Here is a 19326-nt window from a genome sequence, read left to right on the forward strand (position 1 = left end):
GGCGCCGCGCCGGCGCGCCGCGTGCGACGGGCTGGACGGAGGCGGCCGGCGCATGCGCTGTGGCCTACTTCGCGCCGTTGACGGCGATCTCGGAGAAGCTGCCGCTGGCGGGGTCGAACACCGCGCCCCAGAAGCCGCTGCCGCCGCCACATACGCGCACCGCATCGACGCTGGGGTCGAGGTCGCTGTCGTCGTTCGGCTTGAACGCGTTGACGTAGATCGCCTGCTTGCCGCGGTAGAGAATGCCCACGTACTGGCGGTCGTAGCTGGCCGGCTCGGCGATGCTCGGCTGCAGTTGTGCCAGCCGCGTTTCCAGCTGCGCGATCTGCTCCAGGCTCGGCGCCCAGTAACCGCTCACCGCGCCGTCGTGACGCGCCGGACTGTCGCGCGAACAGGTGTCGAGCACCTGCGCGGCGGTGCTGTTGCGGGTGACGACCCACGACTGCCCGGCCTTGATCGCGGTCGGCACGCTGGCCGGTCCGCGCGTGGTGGTGCACGCGCCGAGCAGGGCCAGCGCCAGCGCCGCGCCGCCCAGGCGCGCGCCGGCGGCGCTCACAGCACCTCCGAGGCGTAGTCGGCCAGGCGCGAGCGCTCGCCGCGGCGCAGGGTCACGTGCGCGCTGTGCGGCCAGGCCTTGAAGCGGTCCACCGCGTAGGTCAGGCCCGAGGTGGTCTCGGTCAGGTACGGGGTGTCGATCTGCTCGACGTTGCCCAGGCACACGATCTTGGTGCCGGGGCCGGCACGGGTGATCAGCGTCTTCATCTGCTTCGGGGTCAGGTTCTGCGCTTCGTCCAGGATCAGGTAGCGCGACAGGAAGGTGCGCCCGCGCATGAAGTTCATCGAGCGGATCTTGATCCGGCTGGCGAGCAGGTCGTTGGTCGCCGCGCGGCCCCAGGCGCCGCCTTCCTGGTTGTGGGTCAGCACTTCCAGGTTGTCGGTCAGCGCGCCCATCCACGGCGTCATCTTCTCTTCCTCGGTGCCGGGCAGGAAGCCGATGTCCTCGCCGACGCTGACCGTGGCGCGGGTCATGATGATCTCGCGGTAGCGCTGCTGGTCCATGGTCTGCGCCAGGCCGGCGGCCAGCGCCAGCAGGGTCTTGCCGGTGCCGGCGGTGCCGAGCAGGGTGACGAAGTCGATCTCCGGGTCCATCAGCGCGTTGAGCGCGAAGTTCTGTTCGCGGTTGCGCGCGGCGATGCCCCACACCGCGTGCTGGCCGCTGCGGAAATCGTCGACCAGCGCCAGCGTCGCCTTGCGCTCGCCGCTGACCTTGACCACGCGCAGCTCGACCTCGTCGTCGCCGGGCAGGTACAGGTACTGGTTCGGATACCAGTCCTCGTCGTCGGCCAGCGCGATCTCGTAGCAGGTGCGGCCCTTGTCGCTCCAGCTGCGCAGGTCCTGGTTGTGCTTCTGCCAGAAGTCCTCCGGCAGTTCGATCGCGCCGGTGTACAGCAGGCTGAAATCGTCCAGCGCGCGGTCGTTCTCGTAGTCCTCGGCGATCAGGCCGCTGATCGCCGCCTTGATCCGCAGGTTGATGTCCTTGGACACCAGGATCACCGGCGTTTCCGGGCCGTCCTCGCGCAGCGCCAGCACCGCGGCCAGGATTTTGTTGTCCGGCGCCACGGTGCCGAAGCTGCGCCCGGGCTCGACCGGGCGGGTCTGGAAGTACAGCCGGCCGATGCTGCCGCTGCTCTTGAGCTGGATGCCCTGCGGATGGCTGAGCGGGATGCCCGACTCGATCTGCTCGGCGCCGGCGCCTTCGATCAGCTCGTTGAGGAAACGGCTGACCTGGCGCGCGTTGCGGCTGACCTCGGACATGCCCTTCTTGGCGTTGTCCAGCTCCTCGATCACCTGCATCGGCAGGAACACGTCGTGTTCCTCGAACTTGAACAGCGCGGTCGGATCGTGCATCAGCACGTTGGTATCCAGCACGTAGATGCGCTTGCCTCGGGTCATCGTGGATTCCTGGGAAGGGGACAGGGACAGACCATCACCGCCTGCGCGGGGCAGGGGGATGCGGCGTGCGGGAAGCGCGAATGATCACTGCTGGGCGGCGGCCTGCAGTGCGTCGTACACGGCCTGGGCGTGGCCGGGAACCTTGACCTTGCGCCAGCTGCGCAGCAGCCGGCCTGAGGGCGAGATCAGGAAGGTGCTGCGCTCGATGCCGAGCACCTGGCGGCCGTACATGTTCTTTTGCTTGATCACGTCGAAGGCGCGGCACAGGGCCTCGTCGGCGTCGCTGACCAGCGGGAAGCGGAAACCCTGTTTGGCGCAGAAGTTGTCGTGCGACTTGAGCGAATCGCGCGAGACGCCGAGCACGGCGGCGTTGGCCTGCTCGAACTGCGGCAGCAGCGCGTTGAAGTCGATGCCCTCGGTGGTGCAGCCGGGGGTGCTGTCCTTCGGATAGAAATACAGCACCAGCCAGCGGCCGGCGTAGTCGCCGAGCGTGGCGCTGGCGCCGCCGGACAACGCCAGCGGCAACGCCAGCGTGGTGCGGTCCAGGGTGTCGCCGTCCTTCATCGGGTGTCCTCCGCGTGCATCGCCATCATCTGCGTTCGCCTGCGTCGATGTCCAGCGCGGCTCAGAACTTCATCGGGTCCATGATCGCGTCCAGGTTCAGGTGGTCGCAGAACTCGAGGAAATCGTCGCGCAGCGCGGCGATGTGCATGTTCGCCGGCACCCCGATCGTCACCTGCGCCGAGAACATCTCCGCGCCGGTCTGCATCGCGCGGTAGCGGGTGCTCTGCAGGTTCTCGATGGTGATGCCCTGGCGGTCGAAGAAGTCCGCCAGCTGGAACAGGATGCCCGGCTTGTCGGCGGCGATGACCTCGACGATGTAGGGCAGCAGGTTGGATTGCGCCTGCTTGGCGCCAGTGCGGTACCACACCAGCTTCATGCCTTCCTCGCGGTCGAGCCGGGTCAGCATGGCTTCCAGCTTTGCCACCGCGTCCCAGGAGCCGGTCGCCAGCGCGGTCACCGACACGTCGCGGCCGACCGTGGCCAGGCGCGCATCGACGAGATTGCAGCCGCTGTCGGCGATACGGCGCGTCACCGGCAACAGCGGCGACTCCGGATGCGTCGTATAGGCGTTGATCAGGAGGTGGTTTTCGGTCGGCGCGGGCCGGGGCGTGGTGTCGGTCAAAGGGGCTTCCGGCATTGCGTAGGATTGCGTAAGGCTGAACGGCGTCCGGGCGGTCGCTCGGCGCAGTATGCAGCATACTTGCCCGCGCTTTCGGGCCGCAAGTAACATGCGGGACGAATCCCGTCCGTGCAGGCCGCACGCGGCCCTCTCTCACAGCGAGCATCAGGCATCTTGTCCCTCTCCGGCATCATCACCGCCCTGGCCACGCCCTTCCAGGGCAATGGCGACCTCGACCTCGACGCCTGGCAGCGGCTGCTCAAACGGCAGCTGGACGGCGGCGTGCAGGGCGTGGTGGTGGCGGGATCGACCGGCGAGGCGGCCACGCTGCTGGACGAAGAGTACGACCTGATCCTGCGCGAAGCGGCGCAGGCGCTGGGCGGGCGCGTGCCGCTGCTGGCCGGCACCGGCCTGTCCGGCACCGCCAAGACGGTCGCGCTGACCCGCCGCGCCGCGGCCAACGGCGCGCAGTACGCGCTGGTGGTGACGCCGCCGTACGTGCGCCCGACCCAGGCCGGCCTGCTCGCGCACTACCTGCAGGTGGCCGAGCACGGCGGCCTGCCGGTGGTGCTGTACAACGTGCCCGGACGCACCGGCTGCGATCTGCTGCCGGAGACGGTGGCGCAACTGGCGCAGCATCCGAACATCGTCGGCATCAAGGAAGCCAGCAGCGACCCGCAGCGCATCGCTGCGCTGCTGGCCCTGCGCAGCGACCGTTTCGCCGTGCTCAGCGGCGACGACGGCAGCGCCGCGCAGGCCATGCTCGGCGGCTACGACGGGCTGATCTCGGTCGCCTCCAACGCCTTGCCGGCCGCCTACCGGCGCCTGTGCGACCTGGCGCGTGCGCGCCAGACCGAGCCGGCGCAGGCCTGGGACGCGCGGCTGCAGCCGTTCCACGCGTTCTGCGGCATCGAATCCAACCCGATCCCGGTCAAGGCGCTGCTGCAGCGCGCCGGCATCGGCCACGGACTGCGGCTGCCGCTGCTGCCGCTGTCCGCGGCGCACCAGGCCACGGCCGACCGTCTCGCCACCGACGCAGCCGCGTTGGAAGAACTATCCAGCCGCGAAACGCTCGCGGCCTGACCTCAGGAGATTTATCGATGCGTGCTTCCGTTCCCTACGTCCGCGTGTTGTCGGCCGCCGTGCTGGCGACCACCATGGTCGCGGCCACCAGCGGTTGCAGCTGGTTCCACAAGGGCAAGCCGCGCGGCGACTATGCCTTGGCCCCCGAGATGCGTCCGCTGGAAGTGCCGCCGGACCTGACCACGCCGGATACCTCGGCGGCGATGAAGGTGCCGGCGCTGGCGTCTGCCGCGCCGCGCCCCGGCGCCAGCAGCGCGCCGGGCCAGGCGCCGGCGGCGTCGAATAGCGGCTTCGTGGTGCCGGGCGCGCGCGACCAGGTGTTCGGCCAGGTCGGCGACGCGCTGGGCGGCATCGAAGGCGTCACCATCGCCAGCCGCGCGCAGGTGCTGGGCTCCTACGACGTGGCCTACGAAGGCAGCAATTTCCTGGTCCGCGTGGTCGCGGTCGAATCCGGCGTCTACGTGTCGGCGGTCGATCCGCGCGGCATGCCGGCCAGCGGCGAAGCGCCGGTCAAGCTGATCGCGGCGCTGAAGGCCAAGCTCGGCCATTGAGCCGACGTCGCCGGCTGGCGTTCGCGCCGGCCGTTGCGATGAACAGAAACGGGCGCCGCAGGGCGCCCGTTTTCGTTTTGGGGACAGGTAAAAGCGTTGCGCAGACGGCGCTGGCGCTTGACTGCGCGACTGTGGGAGCGACTTCAGTCGCGACCGGCTTTACCGAGAAGGCCCGTCGCGACTGAAGTCGCTCCCACAACAAGCGCTAGTGGCGTCGATGGCGGTGCGGGTAACGCACGTCCCGCGGTAATGGCCGGAGCGGCCCGGCAGCGTGTGCGCGGGGCAGGGCAGCGCGCTGTGCGCGGCCGACGCGGGGCGGGATGTGGAACGTTACTTCAGCAGCAGCGGCAGCTTGTTCGGCTTGCCGTCCCAGTCGGCGGCGTCGGGCAGCGGTTCCTGGCGCGTGGTCAGCACCGGCCAGGCCTTGGCCAGTTCCGCGTTGAGCGCGACGAAGCCTTCCTGGCCGGCCGGCACGTCGTCCTCGGGGTAGATCGCGTTGGCCGGGCACTCCGGCTCGCACAGGGTGCAGTCGATGCACTCGTCCGGATCGATCACCAGGAAGTTGGGGCCGGCGTGGAAACAATCCACGGGGCACACTTCCACGCAGTCGGTGTATTTGCACTTGATGCAGTTTTCGGTGACGACAAAAGGCATGGTTCGATCCGGCGATTAACCGCGCAATTCTAAAGCAGTCGGCGTCGGTGCGTGGAGAATGCGCGTTGACCGGCGTCGGAGCGGCCTGTCAGGGCCTCGGCGCCAGGCCCGGCACGCGGCGCAGGCCGCGGCGGATCAATCGCCGATGCCGCCGCGGCGTTGCGCCAGGCGGTACAAACCGCGCGCGGCCAGGTCTTCGGAGTGGGTGTGGACCTGGCTGCCCAGCGCGCGCAGCGCATGCGCGTAGCGGTCCAGCAGGCCGCTGCCGCCGATCAGGTGCACCTGCGGCGCCAGCGGCAGGCGCGCGCGCAGTTCGTGGCCGATCAGCAGGCCGGACAGGTAGGAAGGCGCGGCGGCCGCGCTCAGCCGCTCGAACAGGCCCAGGCTGCGCACGCCGAACAGATGGTGCAGCAGGCCGCCGGGCTCGCCGCTGCGCTGCAGGCCGGCCTCGAAGCCGGCCGCGTCGAAATGCGCGTCGTCGGCGTCCATCAGGCGGGCCAGCAGGCTGTGCTGGCGCAGCAGCGCGTACAACTCGCCGGTCATCATCGTGGCCAGGGCGGCGATGCGGCCGTGTTCCAGCTCGACCCATTTGCTGTGGGTGCCGGGCAGGCACACGCTGTGCCGATTTGCGTCTTGCGCCTGTTGCGCCAGCGTGTCGAGCAGGCCGATCAACTGGGTCTCCTCGCCGCGCATCACGTCCGGCACCGCCTCGGCGCTGCTGGCCACGCCGGGCACGAACCACAGCGTGCGCCCCGGCAGCGCCGGATCCTGCAGCGGCTGCATCGCCGCGGCGAGCGCGTCGGCGTCGGCCGGGCAGGGCGCGTACGGCAGTTCGATCCAGCCGTTGCGGCTGCCGATCATGCCGCACAGCACCACGTCGCCGGGCCAGCCCTCGACCAGCGCCGCCAGGGTTGCGGCGTAGCGGCCCTGGCAGGCGCCGATGCCCTGGTCGCTGCGGCGTTGCTCGAGTACTCGGCCATCGGCCGCGAGCCGGTAGCCGCGCAGGCTGCTGGTGCCCCAATCGATGGCGATCATGCGCTGGCGACGCGTCCTTCGGGCAGCCCGGCGACGCCGGCCGCGGCCAAGTATAGGCCGCCGGCCTGCGGGGTACGCGCCAGTTCCTCGTCGCTGTGGTCCATCCGCGAGGTGCTCAGGTACAGCGTGCTGCCGTCGGCGCCGCCCAGCGCGGGGCAGGTGGGGTGCTTGACCGGCAGCGCGACGCTGCGCTCGACGCTGCCGTCGGGCCGGTAGCGGACCACGCGCCAGGCGCGCCATTGCGCGTTCCACAGGTGGCCGTCGGCATCGATGATGGCGCCGTCGGGTTCGGCGTCGGGATGTTCGAGTTCGGCGAAGACGCGGCTGTTGCTGGTCTGCGCGTTGGCGGCGTCGTAGTCGCAGCACAGGATCTGCGGGCGTACCGAGTCGCAGTAGTACATGGTGCGGCCGTCGGCGCTGAAGCAGATCGCGTTGGGGATGGCCACGCCGGGCAATGGCAGGCGGCGCAGGCCGTGGCGCGTGGACCACTGGTAGAAACTGCCGACCGGTGCCTGGTCGGCGCGTTCGCTCATGGTGCCGAACACGAAGTTGCCGTGGCGGTCGGCGCGGCCGTCGTTGCTGCGGGTGTCGTCGCGCTCCGGCTCCAGCTCGGCGAGCTTGTGCAGCGGCAGTTCGGTGGCGTCGGCGGGGCTGGCATCGGGATCGGCCGCATACACGCCCTTGGCCAGCGCCAGCAGCAGGCGCCCGTCGTCGTACAGGCCCAGGCAGCCGGGACGGTCGGGCAGGTTCCAGTGGCGGGTGGCGCCGCTGGCCGGATCGTGCCGCCACAGCTGGCGCGCACTGATGTCGACCCAGAACAGCACCTGCCGGCGCTCGCACCAGACCACGCCTTCGCCGTGGATGCAGCGGCTGTCCACCGCCAGCGTGGCGGTGTGCGCGGGCGATCGGGTTGCGCTCATGGGGTCACCATTCGGCGATGCTGCCGTCGGCATGGCGCCAGACGGGGTTGTGCCAGTCGGGCGGGTTCTGGTTGGCATGGCGCAGGCGCTCCTCGTCGATTTCCACGCCGAGGCCGGGCTTGGGCAACGCGGCGATACTGCCGCTATTGTCGCAGGCGAAGTCGTCCTTGTTGATCACGTAGTCGAGCAGGTCGGCGCCTTCGTTGTAGTGGATGCCGATGCTCTGTTCCTGCAGCACCGCGTTGTGCGAGACGAAATCCACCTGCAGGCAGGCGGCCAGCGCGACCGGGCCGAGCGGGCAGTGCGGGGCCAGGCCGACGTCGTAGGCGTCGGCCATGCTGGCGATTTTCAGGCATTCGGTGATGCCACCGGCATGCGACAGGTCCGGCTGCAGCAGCGACAGGCCGCCGGCCTGCAGCACCGGCTTGAAGTCGAAGCGCGAGAACATGCGTTCGCCGGCGGCCAGCGGGATCGGCGTGGCGGCGGCCAGGCGCGGATAGTATTCGGCCAGTTCCGGCAGCACCGGCTCCTCGACGAACAGCGGCTTGAACGGCTCCAGTTCGCGCAGCAGCACGCGCGCCATCGGCGCGGAGACGCGGCCGTGGAAGTCGATGCCGAAGTCGATGCTGTTGCCGAACGCCTCGCGGATCTGCGCGACCTTGGCCACCGCCGCGTCCACCGCGCGCGGCCCGTCGATCAGCTTCATCTCCTCGGTGCCGTTGAACTTGAAGGTGTCGAAGCCCAGCTCGCGGTAGCCCTGGATCTGGGCGATGATCGCCGACGGGCGGTCGCCGCCGACCCAGCGGTAGGTCTTCATGCGGTCGCGCACCAGCCCGCCGAGCAGTTCGTACACCGGCACGCCCAGCGCCTTGCCCTTGATGTCCCACAGCGCCTGGTCGATGCCGGCGATGGCGCTCATCAGGATCGGCCCGCCGCGGTAGAAGCCGCTGCGGTACAGCAGTTGCCAGATGTCGTTGATCCGCGACGGATCCTTGCCGATCAGGTAGCCGCCCAGCTCGTGCACCGCGGCGTCGACGCTGCGCGCGCGGCCTTCGATGACCGGCTCGCCCCAGCCGGTGATGCCCTCGTCGGTCTCGATCTTCAGAAACAGCCAGCGCGGCGCGGCGTGATAGGTGGTGAGGCGAACGATCTTCATGCGTGGTCCAAGTAGGCTTGGCGGAAGGCGGCGGCCTGCGCCTGGGTCTGCGCGAGCGCCTGGCCGGGCCGGTACAGTTCGCCGCCGATGCCGGCGCCGATCGCGCCGGCGGCCAGGTAATCGCCGAGGGTGTCGATGCTGACCCCGCCGACCACGAACAGCGGCACCGTCGCCGGCAGCACCGCGCGCAGCGCGCGCAGGTGGCCGGGACCGTAGGTGGCGGCGGGGAACAGCTTGAGCATCTGCGCGCCGGCATCGAGCGCGTCGAACGCCTCGGTGGCGGTGGCGAAGCCGGCCACCACCTGCAGGCCGCGCGCGACCGCGTGGCGGATCACCGGCGGACGCGTGTTCGGGGTGACGATGAAGCGTGCGCCGAGGTCGGCGAGGGTGTCGACGTCGGCGATCTTCAACACCGTGCCGCCGCCGATCCAGCAGCGCTGGCCGAACGCCTGCGCGGCTGCGCCGATGCTGGTTTCCCAGCGCGGCGAATTGAGCGGGATCTCGATCGCGTCGTAGCCGGCGTCGGCCAGCGCGCCGACATGCTCCAGCGCGGCGTCGGGGGCGATGCCGCGCAGGATCGCGATCAGGGGGAAGTGGAACGGGGAGACGGCGGACATCGGCTTACCTGGCAACGGGCGTGGAGCGGAGGGCGTCCACCGCGACGCCGTCGTCGCACGGCCGCAGCGGCGCGCAGTCGAGCGGCCGTCCCGTTGGCGACGAACTGGCGGGCGCCATCGGCCGTTGCGCTGGCCGATCGTCCTGCTCATCTACGCTGGCGCGGCGCGCCGGCGCCTTCACGAGGCGGGTGTGGCGGTGGGACGGATCGCGGCCGGAGCTGCGACTGTTCGATAGCCTGCGCGTGTGAGATATGCTCGGCAAATGAAATTTTAGACATATGCTATTCCGTTGGTGAATACGCATCTTCCCCAGGATCTCGCTCCGCTATGACCGCTTCCGCCAATCCCTGGTTCAACGCCGCACGCCTGAAGACCCGGCACCTGTTGCTGCTGTTGCAGCTGCACGAGCACCGCTCGGTGCTGCGCGCGGCCGAGGCGGCGAGCATGACCCAGCCGGCGGCCTCCAAACTGCTGGCGGAAATGGAGGATCTGCTCGGGGTCAAGCTGTTCGAGCGGCATGCGCGCGGGGTGGAGCCGACCTGGTACGGACAGGTGCTGATCCGCCGCGCGCGTTCGGCGATGTCGGAGATCGGCCGCGCGCAGGAGGAGATCGCCGCGCTGCGCGAGGGGCGCATGGGCCAGGTCTCGATCGGCACCGTGGTCAATCCCGGCACCAACCTGGTGCCGCAGGCGATCGCCGAGGTCAAGCGCGAGTTCCCCGGCATCCTGGTGCGGGTGGAGATGGACTACAGCCGGCCGCTGGTGGCCAAGCTGCTGGACGGCCAGCTCGACATCGTGATCGGGCGCATCCTCGGCCCATATGGCGGCGACGAACTGGAATTCGAGCCGCTGGCCGACGAGCCGCATTCGGCGGTGGCGCGCGCCGGGCATCCGCTGTCGGCGCGCACCGACCTGCGCCATGCCGACCTGGCGCGCTACGGCTGGGTGCTGCCGCCGGTGGACAGCGTGCTGCGCGCGCGGCTGGACGCGATGTTCCTGGAGCACGGCGTGCCCACGCCGCAGAACGTCATCGAGACCTCGTCGCTGCCGGTGATGACCAGCCTGCTGCGCGGCAGCGACCTGCTGGCGGCGCTGCCGGCCGACGCGGTGGCGCCGTACGTGCAGGCCAAGCTGCTGACCGTGCTGCCGATCGCGCTGGGGGTGCGGATGGAGTCGTTCGGCATCATCCGCCGCCGCGACTACATGCTGCCGCCGGGCGCCGAACGCATCCTGCTGGCGCTGCGCAATGCGGCCAAGCGGCTGTATCCGGAGCGCGCGCCGGGCTGAGCGAGGTTGCGCGATGGGGTCGTCCGCCGCGGCCGAAGGCAGCGACCGTTGGACCGCTTGCTGCCCGGAACGCTGTCCATCGGAAGGCGCGATGGCCGGCGGCCAGGGATAGGACACAGCAGCCGCTGCGTATGTGACTGGCGCTGCGCTATCAAATTTCATGCGCTCAGCTAGTCGAAAAACGCATAGCTTGGTGTAAATATTTCATTTGTTTGACGTGGAGGCCACTCCTAGGCTCGGCCGATCGTGACCAGATCGGGTCGCGCCACCCAATCCACCGGGGGGCGCACCGGCGCGAGCGATACGGCAGCGGGCCACGGTGCGACGCCGTCACAACCTGAAGGACGCCGCACTTGCGCGGCCGTCATCCGTGTATGCATGTCTCCTGGGAGGGAAGCGTCATGTCATCGCGTCATTACCGTGGTCCGGCCTCGCCGACCGCAGCGGTTCGCAGTACCCGCGTGTTGCGTCGCTCGGCCATGGCGCTGAGCATCTGCGTGCTGCTGAGCGCGCAAGCGCTGGCGCAGGACGCCGACAATGCCACCAGGAAGCAGGGCGCCGATCCGGTGACCCAGCTCGACGCGGTCGAGGTCAAGGGCGTGCGCGCCAGCCTGATCAAGTCGCAGACGATCAAGCACGATGCCGAGCAGATCGTCGACTCGGTCAGCGCCGAGGACATCGGCGCGCTGCCCGACCGCAGCGTCACCGAGACCCTGCAGCGGGTCAGCGGCGTGACCATCGACCACTTCATGGCGCGCAACGACCCGGACCACTTCTCCGCCGAAGGCAGCGGCGTGATGATCCGCGGCATGACCCAGGTGCGCGGCGAACTCAACGGCCGCGACAGCTTCAGCGCCGCCAGCGGCCGCGGACTCAGCTTCGAGGACGTGCCGGCCGAACTGATGGCCGGCGTGGACGTGTACAAGAACCCCTCGGCCGAGATCATCGAAGGCGGCCTCGGCGGCACGGTCAACCTGCGCACGCGCATGCCGTTCGACCAGCCGGGCCGGGTGATCGGCTTCACCGCCGACGAGAACTACGGCGACTTCAGCAAGACCTACAAGCCGTCCGGTTCGTTCCTGATCAGCGATCGCTGGAACACCGGCGTCGGTGAGATGGGGCTGATGCTGGACCTGGCCTATTCGGAACTGGCCACCCGCAGCGACGGCATCCAGGTGGAGCCGTTCGTGCGCCGTACCGATCCGGCGCTGCTGGCCGGCACCGATTTCGACAAGGTCTACGTGCCCGGCGGCGTCAACTGGCGGCAGCTGGATTTCGAACGCAAGCGCAAGGGCGTGGCCGGAGCGTTCCAGTGGCGGCCCAGCGACGACAGCGAGATCTACGTGCAGTACATGCGCTCCACCTACGACATGAACTGGCAGGAGCGCGCGGCGTTCTTCAACGACGACACCAACGCGGTCAGTCCCGCCCCCGGCAGCACCTTCACCTACGACGCCGATGGCCGTTTCGTCAGCGGCTCGCCGGTGTCCAGTTCCTGGCGCGGCAACATCACCGGCAATGATGGCGTGCGCTTCTACACCGACAACCGCTACGCGCAGCAGACCACCACCACCTCCGACCTGTCCGGCGGCTTCAGCCACAAGCTCACCAGCAACCTCACCGTGCGCGGCGACATGCAGCTGGTGCGGTCGGAAAGCGATGCGCTGGATTTCACCCTGTTCAGCTCGATCTACCTGCCGGGCCTGAACTTCGACCTGAGCGGCAAGTACCCGGCGGTATCGATCGCCGACACCGGCTATACCTCCGACCCCTCCAACTATTTCTGGAGCGCGGCGATGGACCACCTGGCGAAGAACCGCGGCCGCGAACTGGCCACGCGCTTCGACCTGGAATACACCTACGACGACAATCCGTGGCTGCGCAGCTTCCGCGCCGGCATCCGCGCCACCGACCGTACCCAGACCAACAAGAATTCCGGCTACAACTGGGGCGTGATCAGCGACAACTGGGCGATGATTCCCGGTACCGCGAACGGGACCGGCCTGGCCGACCTGGCCAACTACTCGCCCGCGTCCTCGCAGCTGTATTCGTACTCGAACCTGTTCCGCGGCAAGATCAGCGTGCCCAACAGCCTGTACTTCCCCACCAATGCCGCGGTCAAGGACTATGCCGGCACCTCCAAGCTGATCGAGCAGCTGGTGGCGCTGCGCGGCTGGGGCTGGGCGCCGGACCAGTACCAGTTGCAGGACACCAACCGCCAGTTCGAGCGTACCCAGGCCGCCTACGCGGTGCTGTACTTCGGCAACGACGAGGCACTGGGCGTGCCGGTGGACGGCAACGTCGGCGTACGCATCGTGCAGACCAAGACCGAGGCCACCGGCTACGGCCAGTTCCCCGACCTGTCGGCCACCGCAGCGTCGGACGCGCTCAAGGCGCAGTACACCGGCCAGTTCTTCCCCAACAACGCACAGGGCAGCTACACCAACGTGTTGCCGAGCTTCAACATGCGCTTCAAGTTCTCCGATGCGCTGCAGTGGCGCATCGCCGCGTCCAAGGCGATGGCGCGTCCGGACTACACCCAACTGCAGCCGTATCTGCTGCTGGAAGCGACCACCGAGGACGACGGCACGGTGTCCAAATGGACGGGCACCGCGGGCAATCCGAACCTCAAGCCGATGAAGGCCAACCAGTACGACACCGCGCTGGAATGGTATTTCGACACCAGCGACATGATGTACCTGACCTTGTTCTACAAGAGCGTCAAGGACTACTTCTCCACCCAGACCACCACCGAGAGCTACGGTGGCCAGGACTGGCTGGTGACGCGGCCGTACAACATGGCCAAGGGCCGCATCCGCGGTTTCGAATACGGCTACACGCAGTTCTTCGACTCGTGGCCGGGCTGGCTGAGTGGCTTCGGCGTCAATGCCAACTTCACCTTCGTGGACAGTAGCGGTGGCGTGAATTCGGCGACCGATCCCTACACCCAGACCACGGTCACCGGCGTGAGCCTGCCGCTGGAGGGGCTGTCGCGGCGCAGCTACAACTTCGCCGGCATCTACGAGAAGGGACCGCTGTCGATGCGCCTGGCCTACAACTGGCGTTCGCGCTACCTGCTGACCGCCAGCGACGTGGCGACCAAGCTGCCGACCTGGTCGGACGACTACGGCCAACTCGACGCCTCGGCGTTCTATCGTTTCACCCCGCATCTGCAGCTCGGTATCCAGGCCAACAACCTGACCAATACGGTGACCAAGGTGTTGATGGGGCCGACTTCCTATGCCGACGGCGAAGTCGACAACCACCTGTACACGCGCAGCTGGTTCGTCAACGACCGCCGCTATTCGCTGGTGCTGCGCGCCAACTGGTAAGCGGCGCCGCCCAAGGCGTTTCCCTAGGCCCGCATGCGCTGAGCATGCGGGCTTTTTTGTGGCGCCGCCGGCGTCGCAGCCGGCGGGAGACGCCGGCGCAGCGGCGGATGCCGCGATTCACAGACGCACCGGCGTTTCGTATGTGGAAAACGTATAGCTAACTGTGAATATTTCATTGGATGGCATGTCTACGGGCCCCTATTCTCGTGACCGAGTCGTGATCTTCTTGGATCGCATGCGCGCTGCGGCACCCCGCCGCGCCGGACTTGCGGCCAGCACCCATCAAGCAGGTGCGTCCGCACAATCAGACACGGCGACGTCGCCCTTGGCGCGATCGCCGAACCCGTTTGCACATGTGTCCTGGGAGGGAAGCACCATGTCAGCGTCTCATAGCCATTGTCCGCTTGCGCGGACCGTGGCGCTCCGTTCTACCCGTGTTGTTTCCGACCGCGGCGTGCGCCGTTCCGCGATCGCCCTGGCCGTCGCCGCGCTGGTCGCCGCATCCGCCGCGCAGGCCCAGCAAGCCGAGCAGGCCCCGCCTGCGCAGGCCGACGACGCCACCACGCAGCTGGACACCGTGCAGGTCAGCGGTACCCGCAGCAGCGTGACCAAGGCGCAGCTGGTCAAGCAGAATTCCGAGCAACTGGTCGATTCGATCGTGGCCGAGGACATCGGCAAGCTGCCCGACAACAACGTCGCCGAGGCGCTGCAACGCATCTCCGGCGTGCAGATCGCGCGCAACTACGGCGAGGGCAGCAGCATCGCCATCCGCGGCCTGACCCAGGTCCGCACCGAGCTCAACGGCCGCGACATCTTCACCGCCAACGACGGCCGCGGGCTGAGCTTCGAGGACGTCTCGGCCGAACTGCTGGCCGGCGTCAACGTCTACAAGAACCCGTCCGCCGACATGATCGAAGGCGGCCTGGGCGGCACCGTCGACCTGCGCACGCGCCTGCCGTTCGACTACGACGCACGCAAGATCGCCGGCAGCGTGCAGTACAACCACTACGACCTGGCCGACGACAGCAAGCCGGCGTTCTCGGGCATGTACAGCGACCGCTGGCAGACCGGCATCGGCGAGATCGGCCTGCTGGTGAACTATTCGCAGCAGACCAGCCCGTTCCGCCAGGACACCATCTCGGTCGAGCCGTGGTACACGCAGACCGACCTGCCGGGCTACGAAGGGCAGGGCATCTCGGTGCCGCACGGCGCCGGCATCAACACCACGGTCGGCGAGCGCAAGCGCAAGACCGGCGCGTTCGCGCTGCAGTGGCGCCCGAACGACGACGTCGAGGTCACCGCGCAGGTGCTGCGCTCGGACTACGACTTCAGCTGGCACGACTATTCGTTCTTCGCCTACAGCGGCCAGGACCCGATGCAGGGCTACGACGACATCGTGGTCAACGACCGCAACGAGTTCGTCAGCGGCACCTTCCAGAACACCCCGGCCGATTCCAACACCAGCCTGACCCGGCGCAAGTCGGTGACCACCGACTACTCGCTGGGCGCCAAGTGGACGGTGACCCCGAACCTGACCCTGAGCACCGACTTCCAGTACGTCGACGCCACCACCAAGGGCACCCGCTACATCGTCGGTACCGGCATGACCAGCGTGCCGTTCTACACCATCGACTTCCGCGGCGACCTGCCGCGGCTGTCGGTGACCGACGCCAGCGGCAACCAGGGCTACCTGACCGACGCGGCCAACTACAGCGGCTGGAAGTTCCACCTGGACAACCAGGACGACAACAAGGGCACCGAGTTCGCCTGGCGCTCGGACATGGACCTGGCGTTCGACGACAGCTTCGCGCGCAGTTTCAAGGCCGGCGTGCGCTACACCGACCGCGATGCGGAGAACAAAGGCAATGTGTGGCGCTACATGTGGCTGGGCGCGCCGTTCTCGCAGTACCCGGACGCGGAGCTGGTGCAGAACCCGATCACCGACTTCTTCCGCGGCGATTCGCGCGCGTTCGGCCCGACGCTGACCGCCTCCGATGCGCTGGTCGGCAACTACGAGCAGACGCTGGCGCTGTTCGGCGCCTCGCCGCTGACCTTCGCGCCGAACAACATCAACAGCCAGGGCGAGAAGACCTACGCCGCCTATGGCGTGCTGCGCTTCGGCGTGGACGATGGCGCGATCCCGTTCGACGGCAACATCGGCATCCGCATCGTGCGCACCAAGGTCGATTCGCAGGGCGTGCGCACCGGCACCGACGCCGAGGGCGGCGGGTTGCTGCCGGTGGACGTGCAGCAGACCTACACCGACGTGCTGCCGAGCCTGAACCTGCGTTGGATGCTCACCGATACCCTGCAGTGGCGCTTCGCCGCCTCGCGCGGCATCTCGCGCCCGGACCTCAACCGGCTCAACCCGAACCTGAGTCTGGGCACCACCACCGGCGGCGACGGCGTGACCCGGCGCACCGGGTCGGCCGGCAATCCGGACCTGGCGCCGATGAAGGCCGACCAGTTCGACACCGCGCTGGAGTGGTACTTCGGCAAGGGCTCGATGATGTACGGCACGGTCTTCTACAAGAAGGTCGAAGGCTTCATCGCCGACGCGGTGTTCGAAGAGGTCTACGGCGGCGACACCTGGGAGATCACCCGTCCGGTCAACGGCAAGGACGGCAGGATCAAGGGCGTGGAAGTGGGCTACACCCAGTTCTTCGACTTCCTGCCGGGCTGGCTGAGCGGCTTCGGCCTGCAGACCAACTACACCTACGTCGACAGCGAGGCGCCGAGCCCGACCGCCACCGACACCAACGGCCAGGCGCTGACGGTGCCGCTGCAGGGGCTGTCCAAAAACAGCTACAACCTGATCCTCAGCTACGAGCTGTCGCGTTTCCAGGCGCGCGTGGCCTACAACTGGCGCAGCGACTGGCTGGTGACCACGGCCGGCAACGGCACCGGCAACCTGCCGGTCTACAACAAGGGCTTCGGCCAGCTGGACGCGTCGGTGCGCTACAACATCGACGATGTGTGGTCGGTGTCGGTGGACGGGGTCAACCTGCTCGATACCCGCAACGAGAGCTACTTGGGCGTGGAATCGCGCTACCGCGACTTCGTCATCAACGACCGTCGCTACGGCCTGACCCTGCGCGCCAGCTTCTGAGGACGGCGCAGGCACGGTCCTCCGCTCCGGCGCCGCGCGCGCCGGGGCGGGGGAGTTCCTGCCGATGGCCTGGCCGTCGGCTGCAATCGGAGCGCAACGCACGATGCGGCAACATCGCGTGCTGAAACCTGATGCGTGGCCGGGCAAGTGGCAGCGCGCAGTGCGGTCGCGCTCGGCATGGCCGGCGCTGCTGCTGTTGGCGTTGTTGTGGAGCGCGTTGCCGGCGCTCGCCGCGGCGCCGCTGCCGTACCAGTTCCGCAGCGTCGCCATCGGCGGCGGCGGTTTCGTCTCCGGCCTGCTGTTCCATCCGGCGCAGCAGGGCCTGCTGTATGCGCGCACCGACGTCGGCGGCGCGTACCGCTGGGATGCGGCGGCCGCGCACTGGGTCGCGTTGACCGACTGGCTCGGTGCGGCCGACCAGAATCTGATGGGCATCGACGCGTTCGCGATCGATCCGCACGATCCGCAGGCGCTGTACCTGGCCGCAGGCACCTACCTGCACCCGCGCGCCGGCAATGCCGCGTTGCTGCGTTCGCACGACCAGGGGCGCAGCTTCGCGCGCACCGAGCTGCCGTTCAAGCTGGGCGGCAACGAACTGGGCCGCGGCAATGGCGAACGGCTGGCGGTGGATCCGAACGATGGCCGCGTGCTGCTGCTCGGTTCGCGCGATGCCGGGCTGTGGCGCAGCGACGACCGCGGTGTGCACTGGCAGCGGGTGACGTCCTTTCCGGCAGTCGCCACCAGCGCGGCCGCCAGCGCGGTCAACCACGCCGGGCGCCGCCAGCAGGTCGGTATCGCCTTCGTCGTGTTCGACCCTGCCAGCGCCGCCGGCGGCGGCGCTTCGCAGCGGATCTACGTCGGCGTGTCCACGCAGGAACGCAGCGTGTTCGTGTCCGAGGACGGCGGGCGTAGCTGGCAGCCGGTGCCTGGGCAGCCCACCGGATTGCGTCCCAGCCACATGGTGCGCTCCAGCGACGGCATCTATTACCTCAGCTACGGCGACCAGCCGGGCCCGGACCTGATGGCCGACGGCGCGGTCTGGAAATACGAGCCGGCCGCGCAGCGCTGGACCGACATCAGCCCGGTGCCGCAGCCGCATGCCGGGCCGGGCTTCGGTTGGGGCGCGGTGGCGGTGGATCCGCGCCAGCCGCAGACGCTGATCGCCAGCACCTTCCGCCGCTACACGCCGGGCGACGACATCTACCGCAGCACCGACGGCGGACGCCGCTGGGCACCGCTGTTCCCGCGCTCGCGCTTCGCTCACGACACCGCCCCATGGACCGCGCAGGCCCGCCCGCACTGGATGGCGTCGCTGGCCATCGATCCGTTCGACAGCGATCGCGCCTGGTTCGTCACCGGTTACGGGGTCTGGGCCTCGTGCAACCTGCGCGCGTTCGATGCGGCCGAGGGCGTAGTGCAGTGGTGGTTCGCCGACGCGGGGCTGGAGGAGACGGTGCCGCTGGATCTGCTCAGTCCGGCGCAGGGCGCGCCGTTGCTCAGCGCGCTCGGCGATATCGACGGTTTCCGCCACGACACGCTGGACCGCGCGCAGTCGCAGTTCGCCGGGCCGCGGCTGACCAACGGCGAGAGCATCGATGCCGCCGGCCAGGCGCCGCAGCTGGTGGTGCGCAGCGGCACGCTGCGCGAGCGGCGCGACGGCGAGGTCCGTGCCGCCTGGTCGCGCGATGGCGGCGCCAGCTGGAGCGCATTCGCCAACGAACCGCCGGCGGGCGAGGGCGCCGGGCATATCGCCATCAACGCCGACGGCAGCCGCGTGATCTGGTCGCCGCGCAACGGCGGCAGCGCCTGGGCCAGCGACGACTGGGGCCGGCACTGGGAGCGGGTGGAAGGTTCCTCCGGCACCCTGCTGATCGAAGCCGACCGGGTCGATGCGCAGCGCTGGTACGCGGTCGATGCGGCCAGCGGGCGCTTCTATCTGAGCGAGGACGGCGGTCGCCGGTTCCGCGACAGCGGCGTCGGGATCGGCGTGCCGGCGGACGCCGAGCGCACCCGCCCGCAGCTGCGCCCGGACCCGCTGCGCGCCGGCGTGGTGTACCTGGCCAGCCCCAGCCGCGGCGTGATGCGCTGGCAACACGGCACGCTCGCCGTGCTGGCGAAGGTGGAGGCGCGTTCGCTGGGCCTGGGCCGCGCGCCGCGCGACGGCGCGCCGCCGATGCTGTTCCTCGCCGGCAGCGTCGATGGCGTCAGCGGGCTGTTCCGCTCCGAGGACGAGGGCCGGCGCTGGCGGCGCATCGACGACGACGCGCACGGCTTCGGCCGTCCCTATGCCGTCACCGGCGATCCGCGCGTGATCGGCCGCGTCTACTTCGCTACCGGCGGCCGAGGCATCTTCTATGGCGATGCGCGATAGTCGCCCGCACAGCGGCCTGATGGCGCGGCCGGGGAGCAACGGCGCCTGCCGGCGCGCGGGCGTGGCGATGCCGCG

The 19326-nt window shown here is 69.1% G+C and carries 15 protein-coding genes; 6 read left to right on the forward strand and 9 right to left on the reverse strand.

The genetic code is table 11. From position 1 onward, the window contains the following. Positions 1-64: 64 nt before the first annotated feature. From NUG20_RS09655 to NUG20_RS09670, 4 genes are all read right to left on the reverse strand, one after another. Positions 65-556 (reverse strand): hypothetical protein, encoded by a 492-nt coding sequence (locus tag NUG20_RS09655; RefSeq protein ID WP_263398110.1) that lies wholly within the window; start codon positions 554-556, stop codon positions 65-67. Next, a complete protein-coding gene (locus NUG20_RS09660) occupies positions 553-1953 on the reverse strand; it encodes a PhoH family protein (protein WP_179564215.1) in 1401 nt (466 codons plus the stop codon). Before NUG20_RS09660 ends, NUG20_RS09655 begins: the two co-directional genes overlap by 4 nt. Positions 1954-2037: 84 nt before the next feature. Further along, positions 2038-2517 (reverse strand): peroxiredoxin, encoded by a 480-nt coding sequence (locus NUG20_RS09665; protein WP_263398111.1) that lies wholly within the window; start codon positions 2515-2517, stop codon positions 2038-2040. A 61-nt stretch (positions 2518-2578) separates the two neighbouring features. Beyond that, positions 2579-3154, reverse strand: a complete 576-nt coding sequence (locus NUG20_RS09670; RefSeq protein ID WP_003475101.1) for a glycine cleavage system transcriptional repressor — start codon at positions 3152-3154, stop codon at positions 2579-2581. A 156-nt stretch (positions 3155-3310) separates the two neighbouring features. Here NUG20_RS09670 and dapA point away from each other — a divergent pair, with 156 nt between their 5' ends. Continuing rightward, positions 3311-4219, forward strand: a complete 909-nt coding sequence (dapA, locus tag NUG20_RS09675) for a 4-hydroxy-tetrahydrodipicolinate synthase (protein WP_263398112.1) — start codon at positions 3311-3313, stop codon at positions 4217-4219. A 17-nt stretch (positions 4220-4236) separates the two neighbouring features. Then, positions 4237-4770, forward strand: a complete 534-nt coding sequence (locus tag NUG20_RS09680; RefSeq protein WP_263398113.1) for a hypothetical protein — start codon at positions 4237-4239, stop codon at positions 4768-4770. Between the two features lie 330 nt (positions 4771-5100). On the opposite strand, the gene fdxA is transcribed toward NUG20_RS09680, so the two are convergent. The 5 genes from fdxA to NUG20_RS09705 form a co-directional block, all read right to left on the reverse strand. Further along, positions 5101-5424: a ferredoxin FdxA gene (gene fdxA, locus NUG20_RS09685; protein ID WP_046980845.1), complete on the reverse strand. Its 324-nt coding sequence runs from the start codon at positions 5422-5424 to the stop codon at positions 5101-5103. A gap of 135 nt (positions 5425-5559) precedes the next feature. Continuing rightward, a complete protein-coding gene (locus NUG20_RS09690; protein WP_263398114.1) occupies positions 5560-6459 on the reverse strand; it encodes a 2-dehydro-3-deoxygalactonokinase in 900 nt (299 codons plus the stop codon). Next, positions 6456-7379, reverse strand: coding sequence for an SMP-30/gluconolactonase/LRE family protein (locus NUG20_RS09695; protein WP_263398115.1), 924 nt, complete (start codon positions 7377-7379; stop codon positions 6456-6458). The genes NUG20_RS09690 and NUG20_RS09695 overlap by 4 nt, the downstream gene beginning before the upstream one ends. A 4-nt stretch (positions 7380-7383) precedes the next feature. Further along, entirely contained in the window at positions 7384-8535 is a 1152-nt protein-coding gene (gene dgoD / locus NUG20_RS09700) for a galactonate dehydratase (protein WP_263398116.1), read from the reverse strand. Beyond that, complete coding sequence (locus tag NUG20_RS09705) at positions 8532-9152, reverse strand: 2-dehydro-3-deoxy-6-phosphogalactonate aldolase (protein WP_263398117.1); 621 nt, start codon at positions 9150-9152, stop codon at positions 8532-8534. Before NUG20_RS09705 ends, dgoD begins: the two co-directional genes overlap by 4 nt. Positions 9153-9479: 327 nt before the next feature. On the opposite strand from NUG20_RS09705, the gene NUG20_RS09710 reads away from it, so the two are divergent. From NUG20_RS09710 to NUG20_RS09725, 4 genes are all read left to right on the forward strand, one after another. Beyond that, a complete protein-coding gene (locus NUG20_RS09710; protein ID WP_263398118.1) occupies positions 9480-10439 on the forward strand; it encodes a LysR substrate-binding domain-containing protein in 960 nt (319 codons plus the stop codon). Between the two features lie 479 nt (positions 10440-10918). Further along, positions 10919-13771: a TonB-dependent receptor gene (locus NUG20_RS09715; RefSeq protein ID WP_263398441.1), complete on the forward strand. Its 2853-nt coding sequence runs from the start codon at positions 10919-10921 to the stop codon at positions 13769-13771. Between the two features lie 376 nt (positions 13772-14147). Then, on the forward strand, positions 14148-16880 hold the full coding sequence (locus tag NUG20_RS09720; RefSeq protein WP_263398119.1) for a TonB-dependent receptor: 2733 nt from the start codon (positions 14148-14150) through the stop codon (positions 16878-16880). A gap of 187 nt (positions 16881-17067) precedes the next feature. Next, positions 17068-19251 carry a cellulase gene (locus tag NUG20_RS09725; protein WP_263398442.1) on the forward strand — a complete coding sequence of 728 codons (2184 nt, stop codon included), beginning with the start codon at positions 17068-17070 and terminating at the stop codon, positions 19249-19251. Positions 19252-19326 lie beyond the last annotated feature (75 nt).

Source organism: Xanthomonas sp. CFBP 8443 (assembly GCF_025666195.1).
Classification (GTDB): domain Bacteria; phylum Pseudomonadota; class Gammaproteobacteria; order Xanthomonadales; family Xanthomonadaceae; genus Xanthomonas_A.